The 17,291-nt window shown below is 61.8% G+C and carries 13 protein-coding genes; all 13 read left to right on the forward strand.

The window, feature by feature from the left end:
- The first annotated feature begins 5 nt into the window (after window positions 1-5).
- The 13 genes from J2X66_RS12340 to J2X66_RS12400 all read left to right on the forward strand — a co-directional run bounded on the left by J2X66_RS12340 (window position 6) and on the right by J2X66_RS12400 (window position 17,164).
- Window positions 6-959, forward strand: coding sequence for a D-2-hydroxyacid dehydrogenase family protein (locus tag J2X66_RS12340; protein ID WP_310264568.1), 954 nt, complete (start codon window positions 6-8; stop codon window positions 957-959).
- A 568-nt stretch (window positions 960-1,527) separates the two neighbouring features.
- A complete protein-coding gene (gene glgA, locus J2X66_RS12345; protein WP_310264570.1) occupies window positions 1,528-3,114 on the forward strand; it encodes a glycogen synthase GlgA in 1,587 nt (528 codons plus the stop codon).
- A gap of 13 nt (window positions 3,115-3,127) precedes the next feature.
- Entirely contained in the window at window positions 3,128-4,924 is a 1,797-nt protein-coding gene (gene treZ, locus J2X66_RS12350) for a malto-oligosyltrehalose trehalohydrolase (RefSeq protein WP_310264573.1), read from the forward strand.
- Window positions 4,921-6,999, forward strand: a complete 2,079-nt coding sequence (malQ, locus tag J2X66_RS12355; RefSeq protein WP_310264575.1) for a 4-alpha-glucanotransferase — start codon at window positions 4,921-4,923, stop codon at window positions 6,997-6,999. Before treZ ends, malQ begins: the two co-directional genes overlap by 4 nt.
- A complete protein-coding gene (locus tag J2X66_RS12360; protein ID WP_310264577.1) occupies window positions 6,996-9,773 on the forward strand; it encodes a malto-oligosyltrehalose synthase in 2,778 nt (925 codons plus the stop codon). Before malQ ends, J2X66_RS12360 begins: the two co-directional genes overlap by 4 nt.
- Window positions 9,774-9,794: 21 nt before the next feature.
- Entirely contained in the window at window positions 9,795-10,127 is a 333-nt protein-coding gene (locus J2X66_RS12365; RefSeq protein ID WP_310264579.1) for a DUF2934 domain-containing protein, read from the forward strand.
- A 103-nt stretch (window positions 10,128-10,230) separates the two neighbouring features.
- On the forward strand, window positions 10,231-12,390 hold the full coding sequence (gene glgX, locus J2X66_RS12370) for a glycogen debranching protein GlgX (protein ID WP_310264581.1): 2,160 nt from the start codon (window positions 10,231-10,233) through the stop codon (window positions 12,388-12,390).
- 1 nt (window position 12,391) lies between these two features.
- A complete protein-coding gene (locus J2X66_RS12375) occupies window positions 12,392-13,381 on the forward strand; it encodes an acyl-CoA dehydrogenase family protein (RefSeq protein ID WP_310265261.1) in 990 nt (329 codons plus the stop codon).
- Window positions 13,378-14,136, forward strand: a complete 759-nt coding sequence (locus J2X66_RS12380; protein ID WP_310264584.1) for a PIG-L family deacetylase — start codon at window positions 13,378-13,380, stop codon at window positions 14,134-14,136. The genes J2X66_RS12375 and J2X66_RS12380 overlap by 4 nt, the downstream gene beginning before the upstream one ends.
- Window positions 14,133-14,732, forward strand: coding sequence for an SAM-dependent methyltransferase (locus tag J2X66_RS12385; protein ID WP_310264587.1), 600 nt, complete (start codon window positions 14,133-14,135; stop codon window positions 14,730-14,732). Before J2X66_RS12380 ends, J2X66_RS12385 begins: the two co-directional genes overlap by 4 nt.
- Window positions 14,729-15,388: a glycosyltransferase gene (locus J2X66_RS12390; RefSeq protein ID WP_310264589.1), complete on the forward strand. Its 660-nt coding sequence runs from the start codon at window positions 14,729-14,731 to the stop codon at window positions 15,386-15,388. Before J2X66_RS12385 ends, J2X66_RS12390 begins: the two co-directional genes overlap by 4 nt.
- A 126-nt stretch (window positions 15,389-15,514) precedes the next feature.
- Window positions 15,515-16,273 (forward strand): PIG-L family deacetylase, encoded by a 759-nt coding sequence (locus J2X66_RS12395; protein WP_310264591.1) that lies wholly within the window; start codon window positions 15,515-15,517, stop codon window positions 16,271-16,273.
- A 102-nt stretch (window positions 16,274-16,375) separates the two neighbouring features.
- On the forward strand, window positions 16,376-17,164 hold the full coding sequence (locus J2X66_RS12400) for an endonuclease/exonuclease/phosphatase family protein (protein ID WP_310264593.1): 789 nt from the start codon (window positions 16,376-16,378) through the stop codon (window positions 17,162-17,164).
- The last annotated feature ends 127 nt before the right edge of the window (window positions 17,165-17,291 follow it).

Raw genomic sequence — 17,291 nt, forward strand, 5'->3', positions numbered from 1 at the left:
GGCTGATGGCGGTGCAGATTGCGGTGATCGATGACTGGCAGGACGTCGCACGCGACGTGGTGGAGTGGTCGGTGCTGGACAGCGTTGGCGAGGTGAGTTTCGTCCATGACTACCCGGCCGACAACGAAACACTGGCCGAGCGTCTGGGTGCCTTCGAGGTGATTTGCGTGATGCGCGAACGCACCCGGTTCGATGAGGACCTGCTGCGTCGGTTGCCGAAACTCAAGCTGCTGGTGACTGGCGGTATGCGCAATGCGGCGCTGGACTTCAAAGCGGCCGCTGCGTTGGGGATTCAGGTCTGCGGCACCGACAGTTACAAACACGCAGCGCCGGAACTGACCTGGGCGCTGATTATGGCCGCGACCCGCAACCTCGTGGCCGAAGCCAACGCCTTGCGCGCGGGTTTTTGGCAGCAGGGACTGGGTGGTGATCTGCACGGCAAGACCTTGGCCATCCTAGGGCTCGGCAGCATCGGCAAGCGCGTCGCCCAGTTCGGGCAAGTGTTCGGCATGCAGGTGATTGCCTGGAGCGAGAACCTGACCACCGAAGCCGCTGCCGAAGTGGGCGTGACCTATGTCAGCAAGCAGGAGCTGTTCGAGCAGGCCGACGTGCTGTCGGTGCATCTGGTGCTCAGTGATCGCAGCCGTGGTTTGGTCGACGCACAGGCGCTTGACTGGATGAAACCCACAGCGCTGCTAGTTAATACTGCCCGCGGACCGATCGTGGACGAGGCCGCGCTGATCAAGGCGTTGCAGAAGAATCGCCTGGCCGGGGCGGCGCTGGATGTGTTCGAAGTTGAGCCTCTGCCTGACCATCATCCGTTCAGAACGCTGGAAAATGTGCTGGCGACGCCGCATGTCGGGTATGTGAGCCGGCAGAACTACCAGCTGTTCTTTTCGCAGATGATCGAAGACATTCAGGCGTGGTCGGCGGGTAAACCCATTCGATTGTTCACCTGATACCGAGTTATCGTTCTTCGCGAGCAGGCTCACTCCTACAAGGGACCGCGTCCCCGTGTAGGCGTGATTCTGCTCGCGATGAGGCCATCAAACACACCCCATCAACCCGAACCAAACGCACCACAACAGTGCGCCACCCCCTCCCCACCCGCCCATTTTCGTGACTTACCAGTCCCATTTTGACCCATCCCGAAAAATAAACCTGCCCTTCGTCGGTGCGCTTCCCCGTGCGCGCGCGGTTCTTTTACCCTCTTGAAACTGATTGTCGAACAATTTCACCACTTGACCCGCCCCGCTCTAGGATCTGGCCTAGACTCATTTTCGCGAGGTAAAACCGGTCGGTCATCTGGCTGTAAAAAACTCGAAACTTTCGGTCCTGGCCATGGGTCAGGTTAAAGGTAGGGCTAACGCGACTGGTGCATTCCTTGCAACGGCCCCTCCAACCCATCTGCTTCACCGCATTGGGCAGCATTTGCCACGATGCGCGCGCGTTTGCGCCCGGCCACAGGAATTGGCCACACCGTTTGTGCCAGACCTAAGCTTTAGATCAACACCACGGGAGATTCATATGATTAGTGCGGCTTTAGATATTCAGGGAGAGCGTGCTCATCAGCAGGTCGGCGAATCGAGCGCCGTCAATGCACCGAGCGCGCAACCCATCAGCGTCCCGGGAACCAAGACGCTGGCACCGGCTGCCAGTCAGAATCCAAATAGAAAGAAAGTGTTGTTCGTGACCTCCGAGATTGCCGACCTGGTCAAGACCGGCGGCCTGGGCGACGTCTCCGCCGCCCTGCCACGAGCCATGTCGCATCTGCACGATGTGCGGGTGCTGATTCCCGGATACCCGCAGGTGCTGCACAGCGAAAACCCGATCCACATCATTGGTGAACTGGGTGGGCACGCCGCACTTCCGCCCTGCAAGATCGGGCGCATGGACATGCCGGACGGTCTGGTCATCTACGTGTTGATCTGCCCCGAACTCTACGAGCGTGAAGGTTCGCCCTACGGCGCCAACAATGGCCGCGACTGGCCAGACAACCACATTCGCTTCGCCCGCCTGGGCCTCGCCGCCGCTGATATCGCCGCCAATCTCGCACAAATTCACTGGTGCCCGGATCTGGTGCACGCCCATGACTGGCCTGCTGGCCTGGCGCCGGCCTACATGCACTGGCGTGGGCAGCGCACCCCGACGCTGTTCACCATCCATAACCTGGCCTATCAAGGCGTGACCAGCCTCGGCTCCTGCCCTGAACTGGGGATTCCCGCGCACGCCCTGCAACAGGAAGGTATGGAGTTCTACGGAAAGATGTCGTTCCTCAAGGCCGGCATGGCCTATTCGAGCCACATCACCACCGTCAGCGCCACCTACGCCCAGGAAATCACCACGCCGGCCTTCGGCTGCGGTCTCGACGGTTTTCTCGCCGCCAAGACCCAGCAAGGCCTGCTCAGCGGTATCCCCAACGGTATTGATGAAAGCTGGGACGCGGCGACGGATACACACCTGTTCCGCCCGTTCAGCATTGGTGATTGGGACGGCAAGGCCGTGAACGCTGCGCACGTACGCGAATTGTTCGGCCTGGCCGATTCCGAAGGTCCGCTGTTTGCCGTGGTTTCGCGCCTGGTCTATCAAAAAGGCCTGGACCTGACCGAAGCGGTGTCCGAGTACATCGTCAAATCCGGCGGCCAGATTGCAATCATCGGCCGTGGCGAACCGGAAGAAGAACAGGCCATGCGTGAACTGGCCCTGCGCTTTCCGGGGCAGATCGGCGTGCGCATCGGCTTCAACGAGACCGATGCCCGACGCATGTTCGCCGGCAGCGATTTCCTGCTGATGCCTTCGCGCTATGAACCCTGCGGCCTGAGTCAGATGTACGCCCAACGCTTCGGCTCGTTGCCGGTCGCCCGCAACACCGGCGGCTTGGCCGACACCATTGAAAACGGTGTGACCGGTTTCCTCTTCGATGAATCCACCGTCGAGAGTTATCAGGAAGCCCTGAGCCGTGCGTTCAAGGTGTTCGCCTTCCCCGACCTGCTGCATGCCATGCGGTGCCGGGCCATGGCTGCGCCGTTCAACTGGTGCAAGGCAGTGGAACCCTACGCCGAACTCTACGAACAACTTGTGGCCAAGGCCTTGGGTAAATCAGGCCGACAGTAAGAGGTTTTCAACGATGCCGTTACGGACCCTTGAGACCTGGCCCCACGGCGCAATCATGCTGGACGCAGAGCACACGCGTTTTGCGTTGTGGGCGCCGGATGCGTTTTACGTCAGTGTCGAACTGGAAAATGGACAATCCTTGCCGCTGTTGCCCCAAGGTAATGGCTGGTTCGTGATCAAGACCCGCTGCCCCGCGGGCACCCGCTACCGTTTCAACATCGATGGCGAGCTGGAGGTGCCGGACCCGGCCTCTCGCGCGCAGGCCGGCGATATTGGCAGCCACAGCGTGGTGGTCGATCCGCTGGCTTATCGCTGGCAACACAACACCTGGCAGGGCCGGCCATGGAACGAGGCGGTCATCTACGAGCTGCACGTCGGTGTGCTCGGCGGTTTCAGTGCCGTCGAACAACACTTGTCGCGCCTCGTCGAACTGGGCATCACCGCGATTGAACTGATGCCGCTGGCGCAATTCCCCGGTGATCGCAATTGGGGCTACGACGGCGTCTTGCCCTACGCGCCGCAGGCGTCCTATGGCTCGCCGGAACAACTCAAGCACCTGATCGACACCGCCCATGGACTTGGCCTGGCGGTGATTCTCGACGTGGTCTACAACCACTTCGGCCCGGATGGCAATTACCTGCACCACTACGCCAAGGCCTTTTTCCGCGAAGACAAACACACGCCATGGGGGGCGGCCATCGACTTCCGGCAGCGCGAGGTGCGGGATTTCTTCATCGACAATGCGTTGATGTGGTTGCTGGAGTACCGCTTCGACGGCTTGCGCCTGGATGCCGTGCACGCCATTGAAAGCCCGGACTTCCTTGAAGAGCTGGCGCAGCGCGTTCGCCAGCAAACCGACCCCTCCCGTCATGTGTGGCTGATGGTAGAAAACGAGCACAACGAGGCGAGCCTGCTGGAAAAAGGTTTCGATGCGCAGTGGAACGATGACGGCCACAACGCCCTGCATGTGTTGCTGACCGGTGAAACCGACGCCTACTACGCCGATTATGCCGAGCAGCCCACCGAACAACTGGCCCGCTGCCTGAGCCAGGGCTTTGTGTTTCAGGGCCATCTCAACCGCCACGGCACGCCGCGAGGTGAACCCAGTGGTCACTTGCCGCCGACCGCCTTCGTGCTGTTCCTGCAAAACCATGACCAGATCGGCAACCGTGCGCTGGGTGAACGGCTGCATCAACTGACTCACCCCGATGCACTCTATGCGGCCACCGTACTGCTGCTGTTGTCGCCGATGATCCCGCTGATGTTCATGGGGGACGAATTCGCCGCGCAGGCGCCGTTTCTGTTTTTCACCAGCCACCACGGTGAACTTGCAGAGCTGGTGCGCGAAGGTCGACGCAACGAGTTTGCGGCGTTCAGCGCCTTTGCCGATCCGCATAAACGCGAACAGATTCCGGACCCGAATGCGCCCCGGACCTTCGACGTGTCGCAACCGAAGCTGGGGGCCAGCGCACTACCGTCCATTCACGACCTGTATCGCCGCCTGTTACAGCTGCGCCATCAGCACCTCATCCCTCGCCTGCCCGGTACCCAGGCATTGGGCGCCGATGTGCTCGGCCACGGGGCAGTCAGCGCTCGCTGGCGACTGGGCGACGGCAGTGAGCTGCGCATTGACCTGAACCTCAGCGACACGCCAGTGGTCCACACCCCACAGGCCGACACAATCTTGCTGTTCGAACACCCGCCCCACTCGGCCGGCCTGTTGCACGAGGGCAAACTTGCCCCGTATTGCGCGCTAGTCAGTCTCACGGCCGCAGCCCCTTTGCTACCCTCGGATGGAGAGCGCCTATGAGCGATGCGCAACTTGAAATACTGGCCAGCCGCGCTGGCCTGGCCGTCGACTGGATCGACGCCAATGGCCGCCCGCAAAAAGTCGGCCCGTCGGTGCTGCGCGCCGTGCTCACCGGCCTCGGCCACCCGGCCAACAGTGCCCAGGAAATCGACGCGAGCCTGCTGGAACTGCAAGCCGTCCAGCAGACCCACCGCCTGCCGCCCCTGTTGACGGTCGATGTCGGTGCTGGCCTCGATCTGGCGCGTTATTTCGAGCCCGAAACCCCGTGTGACATTCACCTCGAAGACGGCTCGAAGATCTACCTGAAGCTTGATGCACAAGCCGTGCTGCCGGGGCTGATTCCGGTCGGCTACCAGCACGTCAGCATCGATGGACAATCCTTCACCCTGGCGGTGGCGCCCGAGCGCTGCTACAGCGTCGGCGACGCGGTCGACAATCCTATTCCGCGCACCTGGGGCCTGAGCGTGCAGCTGTACTCCCTGCGACGGGCCGGCGATGGCGGTTTCGGCGACACCCAGGCGCTGGAAGACCTTGCACGGGTGGCCGGTGAACGCGGCGCCGAGGCGTTGGCAATCAGTCCGTTGCACGCCATGTTCGGCAGCGACACCCAGCGGTACAGCCCCTATTCCCCTTCCAGCCGTTTGTTTCTCAACAGCCTGTACGCCGCACCCGGCGCTATCCTCGGCGAGCGCGCGATGCGCGCGGCGCTTGACGCCACCGGGCTGGCCGCCGAACTGCAAGCGCTGGAAGAACGCCCGCTGATTGACTGGCCCGTGGCTGCGCAAGCCAAACACCGCATTCTGCAGGCGTTGTACGAAGGCTTCGTCCACGGTGAACATCCCTTGCACGAAGACTTCAGCAGCTTCCGCCATGCCTCGGGCGAAGCACTGGAAAATCATTGCCGCTTCGAAGCCCTGCAAGAGGCACGCGCTGCCAAAGGCGAGAGCCTCGACTGGCGCGAATGGCCCGAGCAATGGCGCGACCCGCGCAGCGCTGCCTTGGCCGAATTCGCTGAAGAGAACGCCGCACGCATCGGTTTCTTCGCCTTCTGCCAGTGGCTGATCACCCGTTGCCTGGAGCGTGCGCAAACCGCGGCCCGCGGTGCCGGGATGCGCATTGGCCTGATCGCCGACCTCGCGGTGGGCGCTGACGGTGGTGGCAGTCAGGCCTGGAGCCGCCAGGACGAATTGCTCGCCTCGCTGACAGTGGGTGCGCCGCCAGACATCCTCAACCGGACCGGCCAAGGCTGGGGCATCTCTGCGTTTTCCCCAGAAGGTCTGGTGCGCAACGGCTTCCGTGCGTTTATCGAAATGCTCCGCGCCAATTTCGCCCACGCAGGCGGTTTGCGGATCGACCACATCATGGGCCTGCAACGCTTGTGGGTGATCCCGAACGGCGCACCGCCCCGCGATGGCGCCTATCTGTACTACCCGGTCGACGACTTGCTGCGTTTGCTCACGCTCGAGTCCCACCGTCATCAAGCCATTGTGCTGGGCGAAGACCTCGGCACCGTGCCGGATGGCCTGCGGGAAAAACTCATTGCACGCTCGATCCTGGGCATGCGCGTACTGCTGTTTGAGCAGGACAACGCCCACTTCAAGCCGATCCTCGACTGGCCGGACAACGCACTGGCGACCACCAGCACCCATGACTTGCCGACGCTCAATGGCTGGTGGCACGGCCGCGACATCGACTGGAACGCCCGGCTCGGCCTGACCGACGCCAGCGGTGAAATCGAGTGGCGCCAACACCGTGAACGCGAGCGTGAAGGCCTGCGTCGTGTGTTAAGCCAGGACCCACAGAACTTTTGCGAAGAGTCCCACGAAACTGATCAGGTGCTCGACGCCAGTGTCCGTTTCCTCGGGCATACCCGCGCACCGTTGGTGTTGCTGCCGCTTGAAGATGCCTTGGGCATTGAACAGCAGGCTAACCTGCCCGGCACCATCGACGCCCATCCCAACTGGTCACGACGCCTGCCCGGCGACAGCGAAGCCCTGCTCGATGACCCGGACGCGGCCCGGCGCCTGGAACTGCTCGCCTGCGCGCGGCTTCAGGCGGGCGAGCGTGACCAATGACCGCGTCGAATATCCAACCACTGCGGGCGACCTTGCGGCTGCAATTTCATAAAGGCTTCACCCTCGATCAAGCAGTGCAGCTGGTGCCGTATTTCGCCCGTCTGGGCATCAGCCACGTCTACGCTTCGCCGTTGCTGGCCGCCCGCGCCGGCTCGATGCATGGCTACGACGTGGTAGATCCGACCACCGTCAACCGCGAACTGGGTGGCGAAGCCGCACTGCGACGTCTGGTCAGTGCCCTGCGCGAACAGCGGATGGGGCTGATCCTCGACATCGTCTCCAACCACATGGCCGTCGGTGGCGCGGACAACCCGTGGTGGCTCGACTTGCTGGAATGGGGGCGCCTGAGTCCGTTCGGCGAGTTTTTCGACATCCAATGGCACTCGCCGGACCCGTTGATGGAAGGTCAGCTGTTGCTACCGTTCCTCGGCAGCGACTACGGCATCGCCTTGCAGGACGGCACCCTGCCCTTGCGCTTCGATGCGCAGGACGGCAGCTTTTATGTGCAGCATTACGACCACCGTTTCCCGATCTGCCCGATGAACTACGGCGAGTTGCTGCCCACCGAGGTCGAACCGCTGAAGTCATTGGCGGAACGCTTCACCACCCTGAGTTACCAGACCGACGCGCACAGCCTGGCGGTGCCACTGAAAGCCGAATTGCGCGAACTGGCCAGCGATCCTTCGCTGCTCAAGTCCATCGAACAGCACCTCGGCGCTTACGACTCGCTGACCACCGACGGTTTCCAGCGTTTGCACACACTGCTTGAACGCCAGAGTTATCGTCTGGCCAGTTGGCGCACCGCAGCTGATGACATTAACTGGCGTCGTTTTTTCGATGTCAACGAACTGGGTGGTTTACGCGTAGAACGCCCCGCCGTGTTCGAAGCCACCCACGCGAAAATCTTCGAACTGGTGGCTGAGGGGCTGGTGGACGGTCTGCGCATCGACCATATCGACGGCCTCGCCGATCCCCGTGGCTACTGCCGCAAATTACGACGCCGGGTCGATAGCCTGTCGCCGGGGCGGCACTTGCCAATCTACGTCGAGAAGATCCTCGGCGAAGGCGAAACCCTGCACCGCGACTGGTCGGTAGACGGCACTACCGGTTACGAATTCATGAACCAGCTGTCGCTGCTGCAACACGATCCACATGGCGCTCACACCCTGGGCGAACTCTGGCAGCGCTTCAGCGAACGACCTGCCGACTTCCAACATGAAGCAGAACTGGCGCGGCAGCAGATCCTCAATGGCTCGCTGGCCGGCGATTTTGAAAGCGTTGCCCAGGCCTTGCTGCAAGTGGCCCGTGACGACCTGATGACCCGCGACCTGACCCTCGGTGCGATCCGCCGGGCGTTGCAGGAATTGATCGTGCACTTTCCGGTGTACCGCACCTACATCAGCCCCCGTGGCCGATCCGCTGAAGACGATGTGTTTTTCCAGCAGGCCATGGACGGTGCGCGACACACCCTCAGCGAAGCCGATTGGCCAGTGCTCGATTGCCTGGCCGGCTGGCTCGGCGGCGAACCGTGGCGCAAGCGTCCGGTGGGTCGCCAGCGCAAGATGCTCAAGCATGCCTGCGTACGCTTTCAGCAACTGACATCGCCGGCTGCCGCCAAAGCGGTCGAAGACACCGCGTTCTATCGCTCGGCGGTATTGCTGTCGCGCAATGACGTGGGGTTCAGCACCGAACAGTTCAGCGCGCCGGTGTCGGACTTCCATGCGGTCTGCGCTCAGCGTCTGGCCGAGTTCCCGGACAACCTGCTGGCCACCGCCACCCACGACCACAAACGCGGCGAAGACACCCGCGCACGCCTGGCCGTGTTGAGCGAACGCAGCGCCTGGTACGCCGAGCAAGTCCCGCTCTGGCGCACGCTCGCCCGGCCACTGCGCGACGACGACCACATGCCGTCGGCGGGCGATGAATTGATCCTGTATCAGGCGATCCTCGGCAGTTGGCCGTTGACCCTGCACATTGACGATCAACCGGCGCTGGCAGACTACGCCAAACGCCTCTGGCAGTGGCAACAAAAAGCCCTGCGCGAAGCCAAACTGCAAAGCAGCTGGAGCGCGCCGAAGGAACCGTATGAACAAGCGATGCAGGGGTTTATCGAGCGGCTGTTTCTGGCCCCTGAGGGTGAGCTGTTACGCGCCGCCCTCGGTAAAGCGGCTCAGGCCATCGCCCCTTCCGGCGCGATCAACGGCTTGGCGCAAACCTTGCTGCGAATGACCGTGCCGGGGGTGCCGGACCTCTATCAGGGCAACGACTTCTGGGACTTCAGCCTGGTCGATCCGGACAACCGCCGGCCGGTGGATTACGCCAGTCGTGAACGAGCCCTGCAAGCGACACCGCAGGTGCCCGAACTGTTGTCGAGCTGGCGTGACGGGCGCATCAAGCAGACGCTGATCGCCGAGGTGCTGCAGCTGCGCGCCGAGCATGCCGAACTGTTTTCCCGAGGGCGCTATCAGGCCCTTGAAGTGATCGGCAGTCAGGCCCATCGGGTGCTGGCGTTTGCCCGCGTGCTGGAGGGGAAACGCGCCATCGTGATCGTCCCGATACGCTGCGCCGAACTGCTGAAAAACAGTGCCCAACCACAGATTGATGCGCCGCTGTGGGGCGATACACGGGTCAAATTGCCGTTCGCCTCCTTCGATGAAAATCTGAAGGGACTTTTTTCCAGCGTCGCAGTCACAAAAAACAGGGAGCTGAACATCAGCGCCGCGCTGGGGGTTGTCCCGGTCAATCTCTTTATCCAACTCTTTACCCAAGCTTGAGTTCAGTTCAGGAGCATTGCGATGAGTACCGACGATAAACGCGTTCGCGAATTTGCCTATCAGATCTGGGAATCGGAAGGAAAACCCGAGGGTCAGGAAGCCCGCCACTGGGAGATGGCGCGCAAGCTGGCCGAAGCGGAAGCCCTGGCACCGAAAAAATCACCGAAGGCCAGTGGCAGCAAAACTGCTGCCAAGCCTGCGACAGCCACGGCCAATGGCGCACTGGACGGTAAAGCCAGCATCGCCAAACCGAAGGCCAAGGCCAAACCTGCAGCGGCGTCGAAAGTGATCCCGCCGGGTGAGAAAGCCGTCGAGAAAAAGCCTCGCGTGGCGAAAAAACCACCGATCACCTGACGCGCCAACCGAATTGTCCTGATCGAAAACGTGGCGAGTTCGCTCGCCACTGAGGGCGCGCTCGCCCTCGAAAAACACCCGATTCTTTCTTGCAGGAGCACGTATGACCACGCCAAAAAAATCCGCGCCAGAACCTCACGCCGAGGCTTCGCGAATCCGTGAAGGCTTGCCCTTCCCGCTGGGCGCAACCTGGGATGGTCTAGGGGTCAACTTTGCCTTGTTTTCCGCCAACGCCACCCGCGTCGAATTGTGCATCTTCGACGACGCCGGCGAAGTGGAACTTGAACGGATCGAACTGCCCGAATACACCGACGAGATCTACCACGGCTATTTGCCTGACGCCCATCCGGGGATGATCTACGGTTATCGCGTCTACGGCCCTTACGACCCGGCCAATGGTCATCGTTTCAACCCCAACAAATTGCTGATCGACCCTTACGCCAAGCAATTGGTCGGTCAGTTGAAATGGTCCGAAGCGCTGTTCGGCTACACCATCGGCCACCCCGACGCCGACCTCAGTTTCGATGAACGCGACAGCGCGCCCTTCGTGCCCAAATGCAAAGTCATTGACCCGGCGCACACCTGGGGCCACGACCATCGCGTCAGCGTGCCGTGGGACAAAACCATCATTTACGAAACCCACGTGCGCGGCATCAGCATGCGTCACCCCTCCGTCCCCGAGAACGTGCGTGGCACCTTTGCCGGGTTAATGGTTGATGACGTGCTGGAACACATCCGCAAACTCGGGGTGTCGTCGGTCGAGTTGCTGCCGATCCACGCGTTCGTCAATGACCAGCACTTGCTGCACAAAGGCATGACCAATTATTGGGGTTACAACAGCATCGCCTTCTTTGCCCCGGACCCGCGCTATCTGGCCAGCGGCAAGATAGCCGAGTTCAAGGAAATGGTCGCGCACCTGCACGAAGCCAACCTGGAAGTGATTCTCGACGTGGTCTACAACCACACCGCCGAGGGCAATGAACAAGGGCCGACCCTGTCCATGCGCGGCATCGACAACGCCTCGTACTACCGCTTGATGCCCGATGACAAGCGCTTCTATATCAACGATTCCGGGACCGGCAACACCCTGGACCTGAGCCATCCGTGCGTCCTGCAAATGGTCACCGACTCCTTGCGCTACTGGGCGACGGAAATGCACGTCGACGGTTTCCGCTTCGACCTGGCGACCATTCTCGGGCGCTACCACGACGGTTTCGATGAACGTCACAGCTTCCTCGTGGCCTGTCGTCAGGACCCGGTGCTGCGCCAGGTGAAGATGATTGCCGAACCGTGGGATTGTGGCCCCGGCGGCTATCAGGTCGGCAACTTCCCGCCGGGCTGGGTGGAATGGAACGACAAGTTCCGCGACACCGTGCGCGCGTTCTGGAAAGGTGATGACGGCCAACTCGCCGATTTCGCCAGCCGCATGACCGCCTCGGGCGAGATGTTCAACCAGCGCGGCCGTCGGCCTTATGCCTCGTTGAATTTCATCACCGCCCACGACGGCTTCACCCTCAACGACCTGGTGTCGTACAACGACAAGCACAACGAAGCCAACGATGAGAACAATCAGGACGGCAGCAACAACAACCTGTCTTGGAACCATGGTGTCGAAGGCCCGACCGACGACCCCGAGATCAACGAGTTGCGTCAAAGGCAAATGCGCAACTTCTTTGCCACGCTGTTGCTGTCCCAGGGTACGCCGATGCTGGTGGCCGGCGACGAATTCGCCCGTACTCAGGAAGGCAACAACAACGCCTACTGCCAAGACAGCGAGATCGGCTGGGTCAACTGGGACTTCAGCGAGGACGGCAAGGCCCTGCTCAAGTTCGTCAAACGCCTGATCAAGTTGCGCCTGGCCTACCCGATCCTGCGTCGCGGGCGCTTCCTGGTGGGCAATTACAACGAGGACATCGGGGTCAAGGACATCACCTGGCTCGCGCCGGACGGCAGTGAAATGTCCCAGGAACAATGGGGCGAGGCCCACGGCCGTTGTCTCGGGATCTTGCTCGATGGCCGCGCCCAGGAAACCGGGATCCGCCGCAAAGGTGCTGACGCGACCCTGTTGCTGGTGGTCAACGCGCACCACGACATCGTCAACTTCACATTGCCGGAAGTGCCGGACGGCGGGTTCTGGACCTGCATGATCGACACCAATCAACCCTCGATTCGGGGCCAGGAACGCTTTGAAATCGGCCACGAATATTCGGTGACCGGGCGTTCGCTGCTGCTGTTTGAGCTGCAGCATGAGGAAGAAGAGTGAAATGGACCTTCAGGCGTTTCTTGCGAGCCAACCCGGGCATTACCCTGACACTCAGGCGTTAGGTCGTTGCGTGCGGGCGCTGGTGGAAGCTGGACTGGATCAGCTTCCGCTGCCGGGCAGTGGTCGGACTCTGCAGCGCTTTCAGTGTTTGGCAGAGGTCGGCGGGCATGATCTGGGGGTGTGCAAACTGTACGAAGGTCACACCGATGCGCTCGCAATCATCGCGCAACTGGGTGGCGAGCCCACGCCCGGTAGCACGTGGGGCATGTGGGCCGCCGAACCACCGAATGCGCGGGTGCAGGTCAGTCGGCAAGGTTTGAGCGTGAGGCTGGATGGGCGCAAAGCCTGGTGCTCGGGCGCGGCGGTGTTGAGCCATGCCTTGCTCACCGCATGGGATGAAAACGACTGTCAGCAATTGGTCGCGGTGGCACTGGATCAACCCGGTGTCAACATGACGGATCAAGGCTGGCAAGCCGTCGGCATGGCCGCCACCGGCAGCGTCGACGTGCTGTTCGACAATGTTGACGTGCACCTCATTGGCCAACCCGGTGATTACTTGCAACGGCCGGGTTTCTGGCAGGGCGGAATCGGCATTGCCGCCTGCTGGTACGGCGCCGCACGCAGCCTCGCCGAACGCCTGCGCACTCACTGCGCGCAACGCGAAGAACCCCACGCCTTCGCCCACCTCGGTGCGCTCGACCGTACTCTTTTCGCCGCCGCACAGGTGTTGCGCGCCAGTGCCATGAGCATCGATGCCTCGCCGCTGGATAATACCGAGTTGCTCGCTCGCCGTGCCCGGGCGGTGGTCGAACAGGCCGCGGAACAAGTGATCCTGCACGTCGGCCACGCCCTCGGCGCCGGGCCTTACTGCAAGGACCGGCAATTCGCCCGACTGATCGCTGACCTGCCGGTGTTCCTGCGACAAAGCCATGCCGAGCGGGACCTTGCCGCACTGGGCAAACACACTATCAACGGAACATGGACGTTATGAAAACCAACCCCATCGTCGGCCAGGGCACGCCCCTGCACCTGTGGCAAACCTCCCGTCATCTGGCGCAATTGCCGGTGATCGACATCCTCAGCCTGGTGCCAGAAGGTGCTCGCGCGGTGATCATCGCTCCGCACCCGGACGACGAAGTGCTGGGCTGCGGTGGTTTCCTGCAAGTGCTTGCGGCGGCGGGTCGGGCGTTGCAACTGATTTCGGTCACCGATGGCAGCGCCAGTCATCCCGGTTCGACACGCTGGCCCGTGGAACGCCTGAGCGCCGTGCGTCCGCAAGAATCGGCTGAAGCGCTGCGCCGTCTCGGTTTGCCGCTGCACCAGCTGAAATGGCTGCGCGGCGGTTTCAGCGACAGCCAGGTGGCCGCGCGCGAAATCGAGTTGAGCGCGTTCATCGAACAGCATCTACGCCCCAACGACGTGGTGTTTACGACCTGGTGCGAAGACGGCCATTGCGATCATGAAGCCGTGGGGCGAGCCAGTGCCACCGCCGCCAGACGCGTCGGTGCAACCCTGCATGAACTGCCGGTGTGGACCTGGCACTGGGCAACGCCGGAAGACGCGTTTGTGCCATGGCACCGCGCACGAAAAATCCTCCTGACACCGCCGCTGATCGCGCGCAAACGCCATGCGATTCACGCCTTCGCCAGCCAATTGGAAGGTGACCCGCACATCGGCCTGCCGCCCGTACTGGCGCCCTACGTGCTGGACCGCCTGTTGCAGCCGTTCGAGGTGGTGTTCCTATGAGTGTCGACGATCGTTATTTCGACGGCTTGTTTGCCGGTAACGATGATCCGTGGGCATTTCGTCAGCGTTGGTACGAGCAGCGCAAACGCGCCATCACCCTCGCCGCCCTGCCCCGTGCGCATTACCGCGCGATCTTTGAACCCGGCTGCGCCAATGGCGAACTGAGTTTTGAACTGGCCAGCCGCTGCGATCGCCTGCTGTGCTGCGACACCGCCGCCGCAGCCGTGGCGTTGGCGCGCACCCGCCTCGGCCCGTTCGACCATGCCGAAGTGCGCCACGCACGTTTGCCTGCCAATTGGCCGGAGGAAAAGTTCGATCTGATCGTGCTCAGCGAAATCGGTTACTACCTTGATGCAGCAGACTTGAAGCGCCTGATCCAACAGGCCGAACAGTCACTCACCGCCGACGGCCAATTGCTGGCCTGCCACTGGCGCCCGCCCATCGACGGCTGCCCGTTGAACGCGCGACAGGTGCACGATTTGCTCCATGAACATTTGCCGCTGGCGCGTCTGGTTTTGCATCAGGAAGCGGATTTCCTGCTGGAGCTCTGGAGCCGCGAACCGCGCTCCGTGGCGACACTTGAGGGCCTGCGATGATTGGCATTCTGATCCCCGCGCATAACGAAGAAGACTTGCTCGCCGACTGCCTGCAAGCCGCCCTGTGCGCGTCGCAACATGAGTTGCTGCGCGGTGAAAGCGTCGCGGTGCTGGTGGTGCTCGACAGTTGCACCGATCGATCGGTCGAGATTGTCCAGCGCTACCCAGTCCACAGCCTGAGCATCGAGGCCCGCAACGTCGGCCAGGCACGCGCGGTTGGGGCCAGTTTTCTGTTGGCATTGGGGGTGCGCTGGATTTCCTGCTCCGACGCCGACAGTCGAGTGGCGCAGGATTGGCTGGTGGCGCAGTTGTCCCTGGACGCGGACGCGGTGTGCGGCACGGTCACGGTCGATGCGTGGCACGAGTCATTCGACGAATCGGCACAGATTCGCTACCACCAGCACTACCAGGCCCGCGACGACCATCGGCACATTCACGGCGCCAACCTGGGCATCAGTGCCGACGCCTATCGGCGTGCCGGTGGGTTCGAACCGCTGGCCTGCCATGAAGATGTGCAATTGGTGCGACAACTGGAGCGCTGCGGCGCGAAAATTGCCTGGAGTCATCGCCCGCAAGTGCTCACCAGCGCCCGCCTGGACAGTCGCGCCCGGGGTGGTTTCGGCGACTATCTATCCGATTTGGCACGAATTGATTAAAAAAATCGGATTCAGATGAAACCGTCACGCGACGAATAGGATTACTTGAGCAATACTCAGCTCGCGACGATCCAGGGTACGGAGAAGTCGCACATTGCTATCAAACAGAACAAGGACGTAGCCCCGATGAAATCCGTCTCCATCATCGACAGCAGCCAGCCAGCACAAATCTGGAACAGCGCGCTGCAACTGGACAACATCCCCGTCATCAACACCCAGACCCTGGTCCCCGCCGGCGCTCGCGCCGTGGTGATCGCGCCGCATCCCGGCGATGAAGTGGTCACCTGCGGCGGCCTGTTGCAGTTGCTATCGACCCTCGGTCATCCCCTTCAATTGATCTCGGTCACCGATGGCAGTGCCACTCAACCGGGTTCGCAGCAATGGTCCGAGAAACGCCTGAGCGTGTTTCGCGGCCAGGAAAGCGTCGAAGCCTTGCGCCGACTCGGCTTGCCGATGCACAGCCTGAAATGGATTCGGGGTGGCTTTACAGATTACGTCCTGGCGGAATACGAGACGCAACTGACCCGCTTCATCGTCCGCTACCTGCGTCCCGGCGATGTGGTGTTCAGCACCTGGCGCGAAGACGGCACGCCCGATCACGACGCCGTCGGCCGTGCCAGCGCCGCTGCGGCGAGCTTGGTCGGTGCGACCTTCCATGAAATTCCGGTGTGGGCCTGGCACTGGCCGGCTCGCGACCAGGGGCTGATGCCCTGGCATCGGGCCCGCAAAGTCCGCCTCGACACCTGGACGGTCGCGCGCAAAAGCCACGCCACCCACGCCTACGCCAGCCAGCTCGACGGCGAACCGGCCTTGGGCATCGCACCGCTGCTGCCCCGGGTGATCCTGGACCGTATGCGCTTGCCCTATGAAATCGTCTTCGTCTGACACACCGCAAAACCCAAAATCGCGGTAATGCGAGGATCCCGCTGAACTGCCCGCCGCCGCATCAGTCGGATGCATAAGCAGCCATATTTCAGAGGAGCCATCGTGACCAGCGATTCCGAGCAACGGGCCAACCTCAAGCCGTCCCCGGCGATTCATCGCCTGAGGGTGCTGACGGTCAATACGCACAAGGGCTTCACCGCCCTCAACCGGCGTTTCATCCTCCCGGAGCTGCGTGAAGCGGTGCGCAGTACGTCGGCAGATCTTGTGTTCCTGCAAGAAGTGGTCGGGGAACACGATCGGCACTCTTCGCGTTATTACAACTGGCCACAGACCTCGCAATACGAATTCCTCGCCGACAGCATGTGGAGCGATTTCGCCTATGGGCGCAATGCCGTCTACCCGTATGGCCACCACGGCAATGCCCTGCTGTCGAAATACCCTATCCGCGAGTTTCGTAATCTTGATGTGTCAATCACCGGTCCCGAACGACGCGGGTTGTTGCATTGCGTGCTGGAGGTGCCAGGGCACGCTGAAGTGCATGCGATTTGCGTACACCTGAGCCTGCTCGAAAGTCATCGTCAGTTGCAGTTGCAGCTCCTCTGCCAACTGCTGGACTCCCTGCCCGACGATGCCCCGGTGATCATTGCCGGTGATTTCAACGACTGGCAGTTGCACGGCAATGCCGCCCTCGCCCGTCGCGACTACCTGCACGAAGCGTTCGAACGCCATAACGGACGGCCGGCCAAAACCTACCCCGCGCGTTTTCCATTGCTGCGCCTGGACCGGATTTATCTGCGCAATGCCAGCAGCCATGCCCCACGAATCCTCGGCAATAAACCCTGGACGCACCTGTCGGATCACCTGCCGCTGGCGGTGGAGGTACACCTCTAGCCATTGAGTAAAAGCTCTGATTAGCGGCTTTCTTGACGTTTTGTCGAACAAACAAGCGCTTATATCTGCGTCGAAAATCAGTCACTTGCAACACCTAAAATACCGATACCATTTATCGGCCATTTTC

This window comes from Pseudomonas sp. 3296 (assembly GCF_031456615.1).
Classification (GTDB): Bacteria; Pseudomonadota; Gammaproteobacteria; order Pseudomonadales; family Pseudomonadaceae; genus Aquipseudomonas; species Aquipseudomonas mucoides.